Origin of the sequence: Bacillus mobilis, from assembly GCF_001884045.1 — a bacterium.
Classification (GTDB): Bacteria; Bacillota; Bacilli; order Bacillales; family Bacillaceae_G; genus Bacillus_A; species Bacillus_A mobilis.
The window spans coordinates 351,585-367,644 of the sequence record NZ_MACF01000046.1; the positions used below are offsets into that span (position 1 = coordinate 351,585).

Consider the following 16,060-nt stretch of genomic DNA (forward strand, 5'->3'; position numbering starts at 1 on the left):
AATATAATGTAGAAAGTGAAGAACTTCACGCTCTTTATGGTGTGTATATATTTTATCTCTAGAGTGGTAGGAAAGTAGAGGGGGAAAATCATGACAAAGCTGCAACGTATTCAAAAAGTATTGGTAGCTAACCGTGGAGAGATTGCAATTCGTGTGTTTCGAGCTTGTTCGGAACTTGGATTAAAAACAGTTGCAATCTATTCTAAAGAGGATAGTGGTTCTTATCATCGTTATAAAGCCGATGAGTCCTATTTAGTTGGGGAAGGGAAAAAGCCAATTGATGCTTATCTAGATATTGAGGGCATTATTGAGATTGCGAAAAGTAATCATGTAGATGCAATCCACCCTGGATATGGTTTCTTGTCAGAAAATATTCAATTCGCAAAACGTTGTGAAGAAGAAGGAATTATCTTTATCGGTCCAAAGAGTAAGCATTTAGATATGTTTGGAGATAAAGTGAAAGCAAGAACACAAGCGCAGCTAGCACAAATTCCAGTTATTCCTGGTAGTGATGGGCCAGTAAATTCAATAGAAGAAGTCAAAGAATTTGCTGAAAAGTATGATTACCCGATTATTATTAAAGCTTCCCTTGGTGGTGGCGGTCGTGGTATGCGTATTGTACGTACTAGTGAAGAATTAAGAGAGTCGTATAATCGAGCGAAGTCAGAAGCAAAAGCAGCCTTTGGTAATGATGAAGTATACGTAGAAAAATTCGTTGAAAAACCTAAACATATAGAAGTTCAAATTTTAGCAGATGAAGAGGGCAATGTTGTTCATTTATACGAGCGTGACTGTTCTGTACAACGTCGTCACCAAAAAGTTGTAGAAATTGCACCTAGTGTGTCACTTTCAGATGATTTGCGTCAGCGTATTTGTGATGCTGCTGTTAAGTTAACGAAAAATGTAAATTATTTAAACGCAGGAACAGTAGAATTTCTTGTAAAAGGTGATGAGTTTTACTTCATAGAAGTAAATCCACGTGTTCAAGTTGAACATACGATTACAGAAATGATTACAGGAGTGGACATCGTTCAATCGCAAATTTTAATAGCTGATGGACATGCATTACATAGTAAAATAGTGGGTGTTCCGAAGCAAGAGGAAGTAGTTGTACATGGATTTGCAATACAATCTCGTGTAACGACTGAAGACCCATTAAATAATTTTATGCCGGATACAGGGAAAATTATGGCATACCGCTCAGGTGGTGGTTTCGGTGTTCGTCTTGATACAGGTAATAGTTTCCAAGGTGCTGTTATTACACCGTACTACGATTCTTTACTTGTAAAAGTTACAACATGGGCACTTACTTTTGAACAAGCTGCTGCGAAAATGGAACGTAACTTAAAAGAATTCCGTATTCGTGGTATTAAAACAAATATTCCATTCCTAGAGAATGTAGTAAAACATAAGAACTTCTTATCAGGAGAATATGACACTTCATTTATTGATGCGTCACCTGAACTATTCTTGTTCCCGAAACGTAAAGACCGCGGAACGAAAATGTTAAATTACATTGGGACAGTAACGGTCAATGGCTTCCCAGGAGTAGGAAAAAAAGAGAAACCAATTTTCCCGGATGCTCGTATACCGAATGTATTACACTCAGAGCCGATCCAAAATGGAACGAAACAAATTTTGGATGCGCGTGGAGCAGACGGATTAGTAAAGTGGGTACAAGATCAAAATCGTGTACTTTTAACGGATACAACATTCCGTGATGCGCATCAGTCATTACTTGCGACGCGTATTCGTACAAAAGATTTACATCAAATTGCAGAGCCGACAGCGAGAATGTTACCGAACCTATTCTCAGCGGAAATGTGGGGCGGTGCAACGTTTGATGTTGCATATCGTTTCTTAAAGGAAGATCCATGGGAACGATTACTAGATCTTCGTGAAAAAATGCCAAACGTTTTATTCCAAATGTTACTTCGTTCTTCAAACGCAGTTGGTTACAAAAACTATCCAGATAATTTAATTCAAAAATTTGTGGAATGTTCTGCTCAAGCTGGAATTGATGTGTTCCGTATTTTTGATAGCTTAAACTGGGTAGAAGGTATGAGAGTTGCGATTGATGCTGTGCGAGATACTGGCAAAATTGCAGAAGCAACAATGTGCTACACAGGAGATATTCATGATCCGTTACGTAGTAAATATGATTTAAATTACTATAAAAACTTAGCAAAAGAGTTAGAAGCATCAGGAGCACATATATTAGGAATTAAAGATATGGCAGGCTTATTAAAACCTAATGCGGCATATGATTTAGTTTCTGCATTAAAAGAGACGGTATCGATTCCGATTCACTTGCATACACACGATACGAGTGGAAATGGTATATTAACGTATACAAAGGCAATTGAAGCAGGTGTTGACATTGTCGATGTAGCAGTAAGTTCTATGGCTGGTCAAACGTCACAACCAAGTGCGAACACGCTATACTATGCATTAGGTGGAAACGAAAGACAGCCAGACGTTAATATAGATTCATTAGAAAAATTATCTCATTACTGGGAAGATGTACGTAAATACTACGCACCGTTTGAAAGCGGTATGAATGCACCCCATACAGAGGTATATATGCACGAAATGCCAGGCGGACAGTATAGTAATCTACAACAACAGGCGAAAGCGGTTGGCTTAGGAGATCGCTTCGATGAAGTGAAAGTAATGTATCGCCGTGTGAATGACATGTTTGGCGATATTGTTAAAGTAACACCATCATCTAAAGTTGTCGGTGATATGGCATTATTTATGGTTCAAAACCACTTAACAGAACAAGATGTTTTAGAACGTGGGCATTCTATGGACTTCCCAGGATCTGTTGTTGAAATGTTCTCAGGGGATTTAGGACAACCATACGGTGGTTTCCCGAAACAATTACAAGAAATTATTTTAAAAGGGAAAGAGCCATTAACAGTAAGACCGGGTGAATTATTAGAGCCAGTAGATTTCGACGCGTTAAAAGAAGAGCTATTCCATAAACTTGGACGCGAAGTGACGATTTTTGATGTCGTTGCATATGCATTATATCCAAAAGTATTTATGGATTACGAAAAAGTTGCTGAGCTTTATGGAAGTGTATCTGTGCTTGATACACCGACATTCTTCTATGGTATGAGACTTGGTGAAGAAATCAATGTGGAAATCGAACAAGGTAAAACATTGATGGTAAAACTAGTATCAATCGGAGAGCCTCAGCCAGATGGAAATCGTGTTCTTTACTTGGAGTTTAACGGTCAACCACGTGAGATTGTTGTGAAAGATGAAAGTGTGAAAGCAACAGTGGCACAACGTGTGAAAGGAAACCGTGAAAATCCAAACCACATTAGTGCAACAATGCCAGGAACGGTTATTAAAGTAGTTGTTAAAGAAGGCGATGAAGTGAAAAAAGGCGATTCTATGGCAATTACAGAAGCGATGAAAATGGAAACGACAGTTCAAGCGCCGTTCAATGGTAAAGTGAAAAAAGTATATGTTAACGATGGAGATGCAATTCAAACGGGTGATTTACTGATTGAATTAGATCACTAAAATAGAAAAAGAGCTGTGTACATGCAGCTCTTTTTCTTTATCCCCATTGATTAAAGTTTCATTTTATCGCAAAAAAATACCTTGCCAATTCGGCAAGGTATTTTAATTTGAATTTATTTTGTTTGTTTAGAAGTTGATTCAGCCTCTTTTGCATTCGCTTTACTTCTTGTACCTAACATAACTAAATAGCATAGTACAGCAAACAAGCAAGAAATGAATAGTGAATGTAATAATGCCATTGCTAAACTAGCATTTGTAAATACGACTAAAATTCCTACGATAGCTTGAAGTGTAACAAGGATAAATGAAATGATCCATCCCCAGTATACGACAGGCTGCTGTTTGTAATGGCGAATAGCGAGAATCATCGCGTATAGTATCCAAGCGAAAATTAACATCGCTGCAACTCTATGTCCCATTTGAACCCATTCATGGAGTTGAGTTGGCATAGGTCTATTTTTGCTACATAAAGGGAAGTCTGGACAGGCTAAGCTAGCTCGTTCGTGGCGTACTAAAGCTCCTGTGTAGACAACGAGATAACAGTAAATTGTTACACCATAAATATGAAATTTCATTTTTTTGTCCATAATAAGTGAACGTGCATCAAATTTTTGGTCAATTTCAAAGATAAGACACGTTAATAAAATAACAGAAGCAAATGAAATTAAGGAAATACCGAAATGGATAGCAAGTACAGCTGGCATTTGTCCCCAAACAACTGCTGCAGCCCCCATTAATGCTTGTGCAACTAAAAATACGAAGGATAAAATTGCTAACGTTTTTGTTTCGCGCACATGTTTATAATATTTCCAGGACAAAATACAAAGGAGAGTGACAAGAATTCCTGCGGATCCTGATGTAAGGCGGTGACTCAGTTCAATAATAGTTTCCATTGATAAATTAGATGGAACAAATTCACCGTTACAAAGTGGCCATGATTTACCGCAGCCTTGGCCAGAACCCGTTTTTGTAACTAAGGCGCCTCCTAGTAAAACTATTAATAAATCAAGACTTGTAATGACTGCTAACCATTTAATAAAGCGTTGCAATCTCTTTCACCATCTTTCTGCTATGAAGTTATTGCGAAATATTTTCATTCCATTATGTATAGAATAAAACGCGCTAGTTCCTATGATATATAAAAAATAATAAAATAGCAAAGAAATGGCGGGGGAAGACAGGGGAGAGAAAATGGGTGTAGAAATAGGATATATAAGGAAAAAAACAGGGGGAAAATAGGCTATTTTGAAAAGAAATGGGGAGAATACGTGTTAAATATGACAAAAAAGTTTATGATAGAAGGTAACATCATGTTATGATAAGGACAAGTAAGAATTAAGTTTTTTATGTTCGACACAAAAAGTTCATGTTTTCTTCACAAAATGTTCGGGAAATATGATTTAATATATTGGAGTATGGGCGTAGATTAGTAGTAGAATGGGTTAACAATGTTTCTACTGTAATAATATTGCTATATAGAAGCGAAATATTTCATTCGAAATAGGCGCAAAAAGAAAGATGAAAGTTTTAAGAGGGGGTTAAAGTGATGAACCATGCAACAAGTGAGCTGCATGATGAGTCTGCTGTTACAAGTGTACCGGAAACAACTCGGTTACAAGATTTAAAAGCGCTCGTTAAAATGGGGATTGTAAACTCAAATACACTTACTGTATTTACAGGATTTTGGTTGGCATTACACTTCAATGGATTAAATGTGATGGACAATCTGGATAAGTTATTTTTTACAATCGTTGGTTCTGGATTAGTTATGGCAGGGGTATGTTGTTTAAACAACTACATTGATCGAGACATCGATCCATTAATGGAAAGAACAAAGACCCGTCCAACGGTTACTGGAAAGTATAAACCAGGATTTGCACTTACATTTGGATTAGTTATATTACTTCTTGGGTTTGTATTTTTATTATTAACAACACCAATGGCAGTATTAATGGGCTTTATTGGTGCTTTCACATATGTTGTTCTATATAGTTTATGGACAAAGAGAAAGTATACACTAAATACTGTTGTAGGTAGTATCTCTGGTGCAGTTCCACCTTTAATTGGATGGGCAGCAATCGATCCATCTTTAGGCCATCCAATTGCTTGGATGCTATTTTTGATTATGTTTATTTGGCAAATCCCACATTTCCTTGCATTAGCAATGAAACGTGTTGATGAATATCGAAATGCAGGAATTCCAATGCTTCCTGTAGTTCATGGATTTGAAATTACGAAACGCCAAATTATGATTTGGACAGTATGTTTATTACCACTACCATTTTATATGAGTGGTCTAGGGATAACATTTATGGTAATTGCAACATTGTTAAACATCGGATGGATCGTTTTAGGATTTTATGGCTTCCGTAAGAAAGATGACATCAAATGGTCCGTACAAATGTTTGTTTATTCCCTAAATTATTTAACAATCTTATTTGTATCAATGATTGTAGTTACATTCTTCTAAGACAACGACATAATTGGATTTCTTTACGTTGAGATTTACTTTACTTAACTATAAAGTACAATCTAATTCACAAGGAAAGTGGGGGTTGTTTGTATGAAGAAACAGTGGCGACTGCTTTCGTTCGTTTCACTGCTGGCTTTACTGTTAGGGGGATGCGGTAAAGCCTTTCAATCTACTTTAATTCCGCAAGGAGAAGTAGCAAAAATGCAATATGATTTGCTCTTACTAGCAACTGCGATTATGGTAGGAGTAGTACTAGTAGTTACTATTATTTTCTTATATGTAATTGTGCGTTTCCGACAAAAGAAGGGTCAGGAAGATTATATTCCGGAGCAAGTTGAAGGGAATCACAAACTAGAAATTATATGGACAGTTATTCCGATTATTCTTTTGTTAATCTTAGCTGTTCCAACGGTTACATATACATTCAAACTTGCTGATGTAAGTGCGATGGAGAAAAAGAATATTGATAAAGATACTATCGTTGTTGATGTAACAGCGAATCTTTATTGGTGGGAATTTTCTTATAAATCAGAAAAAATAGTAACTTCTCAAGATTTAGTCATCCCCACAGGTAAGAAAGTGTATTTGAATTTGAAGGGTGCCGATATTAAACATTCGTTTTGGGTTCCATCTTTAGCTGGGAAAATGGATACAAATACAGATAATGTGAACAAAATGTGGTTAAAGGCAGATAAATCGGGCACTTATAATGGTTTTTGTACAGAATTTTGCGGCCCATCACATTCTTTAATGCAATTCAAAGTGAAAGCTTTAGATGAAAGCGAGTACAAAAAATGGCTTGCTGATATGAAGAAGATTGATGGGAAGAAAGAAGTAGCTTCAACAAAGGCGCAAGAGGGCCAAGAAATATTTAATAAAAGCTGTATTGGTTGTCACGCAGTTGGATCTAATGATAGTAGACCACCTTCCGCTCGTATCGCACCAAACTTAGCAAACTTTGCGGATCGCGATATGGTTGCCGGTATTGCCGAAAACAATGAAGAAAACTTAAAAAAATGGCTGAAAGATCCTGAAAATATGAAACCAGGAAATAAAATGACTGGTAAATATGGCAACTTAACGGATGATCAAATTGATGCATTAAATGCATACTTACAAACGTTAAAAGTTGAAAAGTAAAGAGGGATTATTCGCGAAGGGGAGGTTGAAAACGTGAGTTCTGTAGCAAAAAAACAGGGGATGGGTGCTGTCATATGGGATTATTTAACGACAGTAGACCATAAAAAGATTGCCATTCTCTATTTAATTGCAGGTGGATTGTTTTTTGTAATAGGCGGAATAGAAGCTCTATTTATTCGCCTTCAATTAGCGATTCCTAACAACGCTTTTCTTGTTGGGGATGCTTATAATCAAGTATTAACGATGCACGGTACAACAATGATTTTCCTCGCAGCTATGCCACTCGTGTTCGCATTTATGAACGCCGCTGTACCACTTCAAATTGGTGCACGCGATGTAGCGTTCCCGTTTTTGAATTCACTCGGATTTTGGTTGTTTTTCTTTGGTGGAGTATTTTTAAATTTAAGTTGGTTTTTAGGTGGAGCACCTGATGCAGGATGGACGTCTTATGCATCTTTAGCTTTAGCCTCTAAAGGCCATGGTGTTGATTTTTATGTACTCGGTTTGCAAATCTCTGGTATTGGTACATTAATTGGAGGTATTAACTTCCTTGTAACCATTATTAATATGCGTGCGCCAGGGATGACGTATATGCGTATGCCGATGTTTACATGGACGACATTTGTAACATCTTCGCTAATATTATTCGCTTTTCCGCCGTTAACTGTAGGATTAGGACTTTTAATGTTAGATCGTTTATTTGGAACAAGTTTCTTTAATCCAGCATTGGGCGGGAATACAATTATATGGGAGCATTTATTCTGGATTTTCGGTCATCCGGAAGTATACATTCTTATACTCCCAGCTTTCGGAATATTCTCAGAAATCTTCGCGACATTTTCGAAAAAGCGATTATTTGGTTATTCATCGATGGTGTTTGCGACGGTATTAATTGGATTCTTAGGATTTATGGTATGGGCGCATCATATGTTTACTGTTGGGCTTGGTCCAGTTGCAAATGCTATTTTCTCAGTTGCAACAATGGCGATTGCGGTTCCGACCGGTATCAAAATATTCAACTGGCTCTTTACAATGTGGGGCGGGAGTATTCGTTTTACGACACCGATGATGTGGGCAGTAGCTTTCATTCCATCATTCGTAATGGGTGGAGTTACAGGTGTTATGCTAGCATCTGCACCAGCTGATTATCAATTTCATGATAACTATTTCGTAGTAGCACACTTTCATTATGTAATTGTCGGCGGTGTTGTATTTGGTTTACTAGCAGGAGCTCATTATTATTGGCCACTGATGTTTAATAAAGTATTGAATGAAACGTTAGGGAAGATAACGTTTTGGCTATTCTTTATCGGTTTCCATTTAACGTTCTTTATTCAGCATTTCCTAGGGTTAATTGGTATGCCTCGTCGTTACTACACATATCTTGAAGGTCAAGGATTGGAAATGGGGAATATGATTAGTTCTATTGGAGCGGTGTTTATGGCTCTTGGAACGATTGTTCTTCTATTCAATGTAATTAAAACAACGGTATCAAAAGAAAAGGCTGGTCGTGATCCATGGGATGCACGTACATTAGAATGGACAATGCCAGCACCTACACCGGAATATAACTTTAAACAATTACCATTTGTGCGTGGATTAGATCCGTTTTGGATTGAAAAACGTGAAGGGAATAAAGAGATGACAGCGGCGGAACCAGTTGGCGATATTCATATGCCAAATCCATCGTTTTCACCATTTATCATTTCGTTAGGATTGTTTATAGCGGCATTCGGTGCAATGTATATGCAGGGCGGAAAAGATAAGTTTTGGTTATTAGTAGCAATTATTGGTTTAATCATTACCTTTGGAACGATGTTCCTACGTTCAGTAATCGATGATCATGGATATCATATTCATAAGGAAGATTTAGAAGATAAGGGGGGCAAGGCATAATGCATGTAGATGAAAAATTAACGAATGAAACATTTCCAGCAGAGCCTGAAAAAGCAACCCTTGAGGGAAAAAATAAGTTTGTCGGTTTTTGGTTATTTCTTGGAGGCGAAACAGTATTGTTCGCTTCCTTGTTTGGCACATATTTAGCGTTAAAAAATTCTACAAATGGTGGACCGACATCTCAAGAGATGTTCCAAATGCCACTCGTTTTCATTATGACGATGCTTTTATTAACGAGTAGTTTAACGAGCGTATATGCGATGTATCATATGAAAAACTTTAACTTTAAGAAAATGCAACTTTGGCTACTAGTAACAGTGTTGCTAGGTTTAGGATTTTTAGGGTTTGAGATATATGAGTTTTATCATTATACGCATGAATTTAAGCATACTATGAGAAGTAGTGCGTTTGGTTCCGCGTTTTATGCTCTTGTTGGTACGCATGGACTCCACGTATTGTTTGGATTGTGTTGGATTTTAACATTAATCTTTAGAAATGCGAAGAGAGGGCTAAATTTATACAATGCACCGAAGTTTTATGTTGCATCGATTTATTGGCACTTTATTGACGTAGTTTGGGTGTTTATTTTCACTGTAGTATATTTGATGGGAATGGTGGGATAAACAATGGCGATAAAGCAAACGAATAATCCTAAAGTTGATCTTGTTTATCGGAAGAGAAAAAGTGCGGAGGAAATGAAGCATCAAGTTATTACATTTACATTAATGATTTTTTTAACATTAGTTGCATTTGCAGCAGTAGCATATCCGAAAACTTTTAGTCCGACTTTCTCAGTACCATTTATTTTACTATTAGCAGTGGTACAAGTAATTTTTCAATTGTATTATTTTATGCATATGAGTCATAAAGGACATGAAGCGGCGAGTTTCTTTCTTTATTCTGGTCTGTTAATCGGGTTAATTACAATTTTAGCTTTTATGACAATTGTGTGGATTTGAAAAGTGAAAAATAAGGGAGCTTGTGTTGTCACAGCTCCCTCTTCATATTATGTGAAAGGGTAACCTTCAGAAGGTGGGTGTGGCAATGAGCAACTTGTGGATATTTGGTTTTCAAGCTTTATGGAGTCCAATCTTTTTATTATTTATGCTTTCGATTCTTATTGGGTACTTTTTAATTATTGGGCCATATAGAACGCGATTTGAAAATGCGACGAAGGTAAGTAAGAAGCAAATTTTTTATTTTACGACCGGGATTGTTCTTTTGTACTTTGTAAAGGGAGGGCCTATTGATTTAATTGGTCATATTATATTTAGTGCACATATGTTTGAAATGGCAGTTATGTATATTGCAGTTCCGCCGTTATTGTTGCTTGGTATACCAGTTTGGTTATATCGTTATATTACTTCTTTTAAGTTCGTTCAAATTATATTAAAGGTATTTGCTAAGCCGCTAATTGCATTGTTTGTATTTAATGGCCTGTTTTCTTTTTATCATTTACCAGTTGTTTTCGATACAGTAAAACAAAGTCAAATTGCACATCCTATTTGTCTTGCTATATTGTTCTTTACGGCAATCATGATGTGGTGGCCGATGCTAAATCCATTACCCGAATATCAAACGTTAAGTGATATAAAGAAACTTGGTTATATGTTTGCTAACGGTATATTATTAACGCCAGCTTGCGCGTTAATCATTTTTGCGACTGCACCGTTATTTGCAACGTATACGGATTCAGCTGCTTGGATGAAGGCGATGGAACTATGTGTACCGGCGGGAACTTTATCAGATTTAAATATAACAGGACCAGAATTTTTACACTGGATGCCAGTCGTACAAGACCAACAAACAGGTGGCATCATTATGAAAATTGTCCAGGAAATAGTGTATGGTACAATTATCGGCTATGTATTCTTTCGATGGGCGCGTCGAGAACGTGAAAAGGATAAAGAGCAGTTGCAACAATTGCCGCCGTATTTACAAACGAAATAAAAGTGAGTGCATCATATTGATGCACTCACTTTTATTTTATTCAATGATTTGGAACTCTTTTAACTCTTTTTCGACATTTTGTAGGAGTTGTTCGCTTTTTTGAAGTACATTCGTTGGGAAAGTTTCACCATCACCATATTCAACGCCATGAGGATAATAATGTTTTCCTAATAAGGGAGGAAGTAACTTTACTTCAGCGTGTCTGCTACCAATGTCACCTTCAACAGCAAAACCTTGTACACGCAAATAATAAACATCGTCTAATATTTCGAATTTATAATCGTATGTAACCCGCTCATAATCCCATTGTCCAGCAAGTACAAAATGGTTCTTTTCCATAATTTCTGTTAATAGTGTTAAATCAACGACTGCCCCATTAAATTTCGTATTTGTAAATTGCATATAATACCTCCTCTTTTCATGTTATGTCATTGTTTTTATAATAGTATGAATAATAAGAAAGTGCAATTCATATTGAGAGAAAAGGGATAATCCAGACTTTTTTTGCGAAAATATGATATAGTGAAAAGAGTACGGTACACACAAAAAAGGAAAGAAAAGGATTTGTGTATATCTCAATTTTATGTTTTGTGCAGGAGGTATATCGAGTGAAGAAATTATTGCGTATCGTAATGATTACATTTTTAATTTTAGCTATTGATTTATACGGGAAATTACTCGTTTCACAATATATATTAACCCCATCTCAATCAAAGCAAGAAAATAAAATTGTGAAAAAGAAAAAACAAGTAAATGAAGACTCGTCTGATACTGTTTTAAGTATAATTGGTGGGGACTCTGAAAATTTATTAGCAAAATGGGGAGAACCATCTCGAATAGAGCCATCTGCTTACGGATATGAATGGTGGGTATACAATCAAGATTTAACTCAGTATGTGCAATTTGGGGTTGCAGAACGAAAAGTTGTAACAGCGTATGTTGCTGGAGAGCAAGTTAAGGTGCCGCCTTATTATATAAATGAAAAGTATGAAGAAGTGTATAAAAAGAATCCACTCTCGCATGAGATTTCGTTAAAAAGAGGGAAAAATAGTTATCAATTTGAGTTATCTGACACGGAAGTGATGGAACAACCATTAATACCTGTAGAAGATGGCTGGGCACAATTATATTTTGATCATTTTACACATGAGCTTGTTGGTGTTCGTTATATGGATGATGAAACATTATTACGCCAAAAACCGTATCAGCTTGTTTATTCAGGTGAATTACTAGCGGAACAACCATTGACTCCAGATAAAATGAAACAAATAGAGAATGGGAATATGCAACAAATTTTTGATTTAACAAATATTATTCGAAGTCGTCATAAGTTACCGTTGTTAGCTTGGGATCAAGAAACAGCAGATGTGGCTATAGGGCATAGTAAAGATATGAAGGATAATAATTACTTTGCACACGATTCACCTATACAAGGTACGTTAGGAGATCGTTTACAGCGCGGGAAAGTAGGGTTTCAACTTGCTGGTGAGAACATAGCGGCGCAACATAGTGATGGAATTGCGGCGGTGCAAGGTTGGTTAAATAGCGAAGGGCATAGAAAGAATGTATTAAATGAACAATTTACAGGGTTAGGTGTCGGAGTATACGATAAGTTTTATACACAAAACTTTATTCGAAAATAAAGTGAAACTTTAAGTTGTGTAGGGGACACCTGACGTTTCAGTACTTCGTATTTACTGAATTGTAGGTGAGAATCTTACCGTATGCAAATAGCAGGATAAAAAGGTGCATGAATCGTCTAAAAATAGGCGAACCATGTGCCTTTTTTTTCTTACTATATAGTAGATATACATGAAGAGGTGAGGATTATGCCAACAACAAAAGGACCGTTACATCCATCGGTTCAACAGTTTAAAGAGTTTGTAAACCATCACCCTAAAATGGTTCATGAGGTTAGAAGTGGTCACAAAACTTGGCAACAGTTTTATGAAGAATGGTACTTACTTGGTGAAGAAGATCCGATATGGGAAACTTTCAGACCGGATGGAGCGCCAGCTTTTTCTTCGGTAAAAGAAAATAAACAAGAAAAAGAAAAAGATAATCGAACTGAAGAGGAAAAAACTGCTGATGTGATGGGGCAAATGCTTTCTTTCTTTAAAAAGCTAGATGTGGAACAGATGCAACACCATTTAGCGAATGTGACGAGTGCTATTGGTAGTGTGCAACAAGTGTTTCAACAATTTCAAGGGAAGCCCGCGCGGCAAGAAGAAAGTACTTCCGAAAATAATCCATTTTTCTTTCAGAAGGATTAGGGGGGAAAGCGGATGAGAGCAGAAATTATGGAGTTTATAAAGGCGGATGAGGATTTATCTCGCTATATTAGGGAGCAACCGTACTGGTATAGAAAATTAACGCGAAACCCTGAAGAAAAAGAGGCATTTGAGTTAGCGGCTATGCAACATTTCAAAAAAACGATACCAGATAAAGTTGAGAAATTTCAAAATCAATTGGCAGTGGCTTCCATTATGATCGATATGTTTCAGTATATGAAGCAGCAAAATACAACATAATTGGAAGGGAAAACTATGTCCGTCATGCAGAACTTTTGATACAATAGAAGCGGATTATTTAAAAAGGAGTTGCAGCATGAGCATGACGGAAATTTGTTTAGTACGACATGGACAAACTGATTGGAATTTTCAAGAGATTATTCAGGGACGTGAAGATATTCCACTTAATGAAGTGGGAAAGAAGCAAGCAAGTCAAAGTGCGGCTGCTTTGCAAGCGGAAGCATGGGATGTAATTATAAGTAGCCCATTAATTAGAGCGCACGAAACAGCTAAGGAAATCGCAGGGGCTACAGGACTGGAATCGATTTTATTAGATGAGCGATTTGTTGAACGTAATTTTGGTGAAGCTTCTGGGAAGCCGGTTGCGACTGTTAGGGAGCTAATTGCAGAAGGTAAAGTAGAAGGTATGGAGCAAGATGAAGAGATTGTAACTCGTTGCTTTGCTGCTGTAAAAGATGTTGCAGAAACTCATTCTGGCAAACGTATTATCATTGTAGCTCATTCACATGCGATAAAAGCAATTTTACATGCAATTGCACCGGAAGATATTTCGTTTAAGACACCATTAAAAAATGCATGTATTAGTTACGTGAAAGAAAATAGTGGGAAATGGGATGTTCTGAAATATAATATTGCGGAACATATTAATGTATAAGTATGTGCTAGAATTATATGGAAAATAGTTAGAGTGATATCTTTCTGTTTAGTGAGGCACTTCAATTAGTAGTTCTATTCTAAATGTGGTATGATGGATACTCGGAGGTGTCTCTCATGATTGTAGCGACGCTGGAAAGCGTATTGATATTAGATAAGGCAGAGCAGCTTGCAAAAGCGATCATCTGTTCAGATATAGCAGAAGATTATCGTAAGTGTTATAAAGAATTGCATGAAGATGTGGAAGTTCAGACGTTAATTCAGCAATTTACAGCGATGAAAGAACGATATGAAGAAGTGCAACGTTTCGGTAAATACCATCCTGATTATACTTTTGTTTCGACGAAAATGAGGGAGTTAAAGCGTTCTATAGACTTACACGATAAGATTGCAGCTTTTAAACGAGTAGAAACAGCTTTGCAAAAGTTGTTAGATGAAGTTAGTGTAGCAATCGGTTCGGAGGTGTCTTCTTCCATCAAAGTTCCAACAGGAAATCCATTTTTTGATGCTGGTGGCTGTGGTGGCGGTTGTGGTACTGGCGGAGGTTGTGGCTGTAAAACGGGGTAAATCACCCCGTTTTTTAGAAGGTAGAAGAAAACGTATACAGAGTTTGTCCTGTAATGTCATAAATTTCTGATTGGTTTTCATAAAATATAAAATATATGTTTTTAAAAGGAGAAGATGGAGAAGATTATGTTCGGGCAACGACAAAGTATGATTGTTTATTTACATTCATTGAAACATGCCAAGATTTTAAGGAAATATGGTAACATACATTACATATCAAAACGCTTAAAATACGCAGTAGTATATTGTGATATGGAACAAATTGAGCATATGATGCAAAAGTTGAACAAACTTCCTTTTGTGAAAAAGATAGAACCGTCGTACCGCCCGTATTTAAAAACGGAATTTGAAAATTCACGTCCTGATCGGGCAAAAGAATACGATTATAGCTAATAAAAAAATCCCTTGCTAATTTTAGCGGGGGATTTTTTATTTGAAATAAAGTGTTATTTCATTGGAGGAATGAAATTATTCATTCGTAAAATACCAATTAAATGATTGAAGAATAGTTCTTTTTCTGGGAAAGTTGTGGATGGTTTTACCGTAAAGGTAGTTACTTTTTTTCCTAGTTGTTCAGCTGTTTCTTCAAATAAAATGACGCGTTTACTTTTTTTATTTTCAAGTACAGGAATGCCTTCACGACATATGTATAATGGTTGGAAATCACCAGTAGTAGTTGGTTTTAATATTACAACAAGTGAGCACACTTTTTTTTCATTTTTAATCGTTTCAAATTGTAACATATGTGTTATACGTTCTTGATTTGATTTGGCAATTTCAAGTAATTCATATAAATCAGAGTAGCCTTCTCCGAGTTCTATAAAGCGTTGAATCATATTTTTTCCTCCTCTTTCTTTTACTTACTGTACCATCTCATTTTTTAAATGAAAAGTAGACAAAGAAAAAAAACCCTGCAAAGCAGGGCCCTTCTTATACTAGCTTGTACTAGTAAGAAGGCAAAGGGAGAGGAGAAACCGGAGGAAGAACTTATGGGGAAACGTAAGTCTTCTCCGCGGTTGGCAACAACATCGAAGGTGATGTTGTTATAATTATTTATGTCCAATCTAAATGAAGATATACATCATGAAATTAAATTTTATGTTTGGCTTTTTATTTTTCTTTTTTTTATTTTATGATAGGATAAAAAAGGTAAAGTGAAATGAATAGTTCGTGTTAGCGAATAGTGAAATGAATACATAAAAATGCAGAGCGGTTATTTTAAGCTAAGTTCTTCTAGTGTTCGTTGAAAGATGAATGGAATCGTATAGTTTGGTAGCGGTTACTGAATGGAGAAGGGCTTTCTATAATTGCT

At 36.5% G+C, this 16,060-nt stretch carries 16 protein-coding genes; 13 read left to right on the forward strand and 3 right to left on the reverse strand.

Annotated elements, in window-relative coordinates:
• The first annotated feature begins 90 nt into the window (after window positions 1–90).
• Window positions 91–3,537 (forward strand): pyruvate carboxylase, encoded by a 3,447-nt coding sequence (pyc, locus tag BAQ44_RS07040; RefSeq protein WP_063260457.1) that lies wholly within the window; start codon window positions 91–93, stop codon window positions 3,535–3,537.
• Between the two features lie 113 nt (window positions 3,538–3,650).
• Here pyc and ctaA read toward each other — a convergent pair whose 3' ends face one another.
• The gene (gene ctaA, locus BAQ44_RS07045; protein WP_061678266.1) at window positions 3,651–4,586 is read right to left on the reverse strand and encodes a heme A synthase; all 936 of its coding nucleotides are present in this window, start codon (window positions 4,584–4,586) and stop codon (window positions 3,651–3,653) included.
• Between the two features lie 497 nt (window positions 4,587–5,083).
• Between ctaA and ctaB the strand changes: the two genes are divergently transcribed.
• The 6 genes from ctaB to ctaG all read left to right on the forward strand — a co-directional run bounded on the left by ctaB (window position 5,084) and on the right by ctaG (window position 10,996).
• Window positions 5,084–6,007 (forward strand): protoheme IX farnesyltransferase, encoded by a 924-nt coding sequence (gene ctaB, locus BAQ44_RS07050; protein WP_071721337.1) that lies wholly within the window; start codon window positions 5,084–5,086, stop codon window positions 6,005–6,007.
• 93 nt (window positions 6,008–6,100) lie between these two features.
• On the forward strand, window positions 6,101–7,150 hold the full coding sequence (gene coxB, locus BAQ44_RS07055; RefSeq protein WP_000745278.1) for a cytochrome c oxidase subunit II: 1,050 nt from the start codon (window positions 6,101–6,103) through the stop codon (window positions 7,148–7,150).
• A gap of 60 nt (window positions 7,151–7,210) precedes the next feature.
• Complete coding sequence (gene ctaD / locus BAQ44_RS07060; RefSeq protein WP_170955056.1) at window positions 7,211–9,046, forward strand: cytochrome c oxidase subunit I; 1,836 nt, start codon at window positions 7,211–7,213, stop codon at window positions 9,044–9,046.
• Window positions 9,046–9,669: a cytochrome c oxidase subunit III gene (gene ctaE / locus BAQ44_RS07065; protein WP_000557861.1), complete on the forward strand. Its 624-nt coding sequence runs from the start codon at window positions 9,046–9,048 to the stop codon at window positions 9,667–9,669. The genes ctaD and ctaE overlap by 1 nt, the downstream gene beginning before the upstream one ends.
• A gap of 3 nt (window positions 9,670–9,672) precedes the next feature.
• Entirely contained in the window at window positions 9,673–10,005 is a 333-nt protein-coding gene (gene ctaF, locus BAQ44_RS07070) for a cytochrome c oxidase subunit IVB (RefSeq protein ID WP_061678265.1), read from the forward strand.
• Between the two features lie 85 nt (window positions 10,006–10,090).
• Complete coding sequence (gene ctaG / locus BAQ44_RS07075) at window positions 10,091–10,996, forward strand: cytochrome c oxidase assembly factor CtaG (protein ID WP_061678264.1); 906 nt, start codon at window positions 10,091–10,093, stop codon at window positions 10,994–10,996.
• A 36-nt stretch (window positions 10,997–11,032) separates the two neighbouring features.
• Here ctaG and BAQ44_RS07080 read toward each other — a convergent pair whose 3' ends face one another.
• On the reverse strand, window positions 11,033–11,398 hold the full coding sequence (locus tag BAQ44_RS07080) for a YugN family protein (protein WP_061678263.1): 366 nt from the start codon (window positions 11,396–11,398) through the stop codon (window positions 11,033–11,035).
• 206 nt (window positions 11,399–11,604) lie between these two features.
• On the opposite strand from BAQ44_RS07080, the gene BAQ44_RS07085 reads away from it, so the two are divergent.
• The 6 genes from BAQ44_RS07085 (at window position 11,605) to BAQ44_RS07110 (ending at window position 15,141) form a co-directional block, all read left to right on the forward strand.
• On the forward strand, window positions 11,605–12,639 hold the full coding sequence (locus BAQ44_RS07085; RefSeq protein WP_071721339.1) for a CAP domain-containing protein: 1,035 nt from the start codon (window positions 11,605–11,607) through the stop codon (window positions 12,637–12,639).
• Window positions 12,640–12,825: 186 nt separating this feature from the next.
• A complete protein-coding gene (gene ylbD / locus BAQ44_RS07090; RefSeq protein WP_071721341.1) occupies window positions 12,826–13,269 on the forward strand; it encodes a YlbD family protein in 444 nt (147 codons plus the stop codon).
• 12 nt (window positions 13,270–13,281) lie between these two features.
• Window positions 13,282–13,527 carry a YlbE-like family protein gene (locus BAQ44_RS07095; RefSeq protein WP_001200991.1) on the forward strand — a complete coding sequence of 82 codons (246 nt, stop codon included), beginning with the start codon at window positions 13,282–13,284 and terminating at the stop codon, window positions 13,525–13,527.
• An 82-nt stretch (window positions 13,528–13,609) separates the two neighbouring features.
• The gene (locus BAQ44_RS07100; RefSeq protein ID WP_063260489.1) at window positions 13,610–14,182 is read left to right on the forward strand and encodes a histidine phosphatase family protein; all 573 of its coding nucleotides are present in this window, start codon (window positions 13,610–13,612) and stop codon (window positions 14,180–14,182) included.
• Between the two features lie 116 nt (window positions 14,183–14,298).
• On the forward strand, window positions 14,299–14,748 hold the full coding sequence (locus BAQ44_RS07105; RefSeq protein WP_061678260.1) for a YlbF/YmcA family competence regulator: 450 nt from the start codon (window positions 14,299–14,301) through the stop codon (window positions 14,746–14,748).
• 126 nt (window positions 14,749–14,874) lie between these two features.
• The gene (locus tag BAQ44_RS07110; protein ID WP_061678315.1) at window positions 14,875–15,141 is read left to right on the forward strand and encodes a YlbG family protein; all 267 of its coding nucleotides are present in this window, start codon (window positions 14,875–14,877) and stop codon (window positions 15,139–15,141) included.
• A 53-nt stretch (window positions 15,142–15,194) separates the two neighbouring features.
• Here the strand turns inward: BAQ44_RS07110 and BAQ44_RS07115 are convergent, their stop codons facing one another.
• Window positions 15,195–15,584: a DUF7147 family protein gene (locus BAQ44_RS07115; protein ID WP_000616014.1), complete on the reverse strand. Its 390-nt coding sequence runs from the start codon at window positions 15,582–15,584 to the stop codon at window positions 15,195–15,197.
• Window positions 15,585–16,060: the final 476 nt, after the last annotated feature.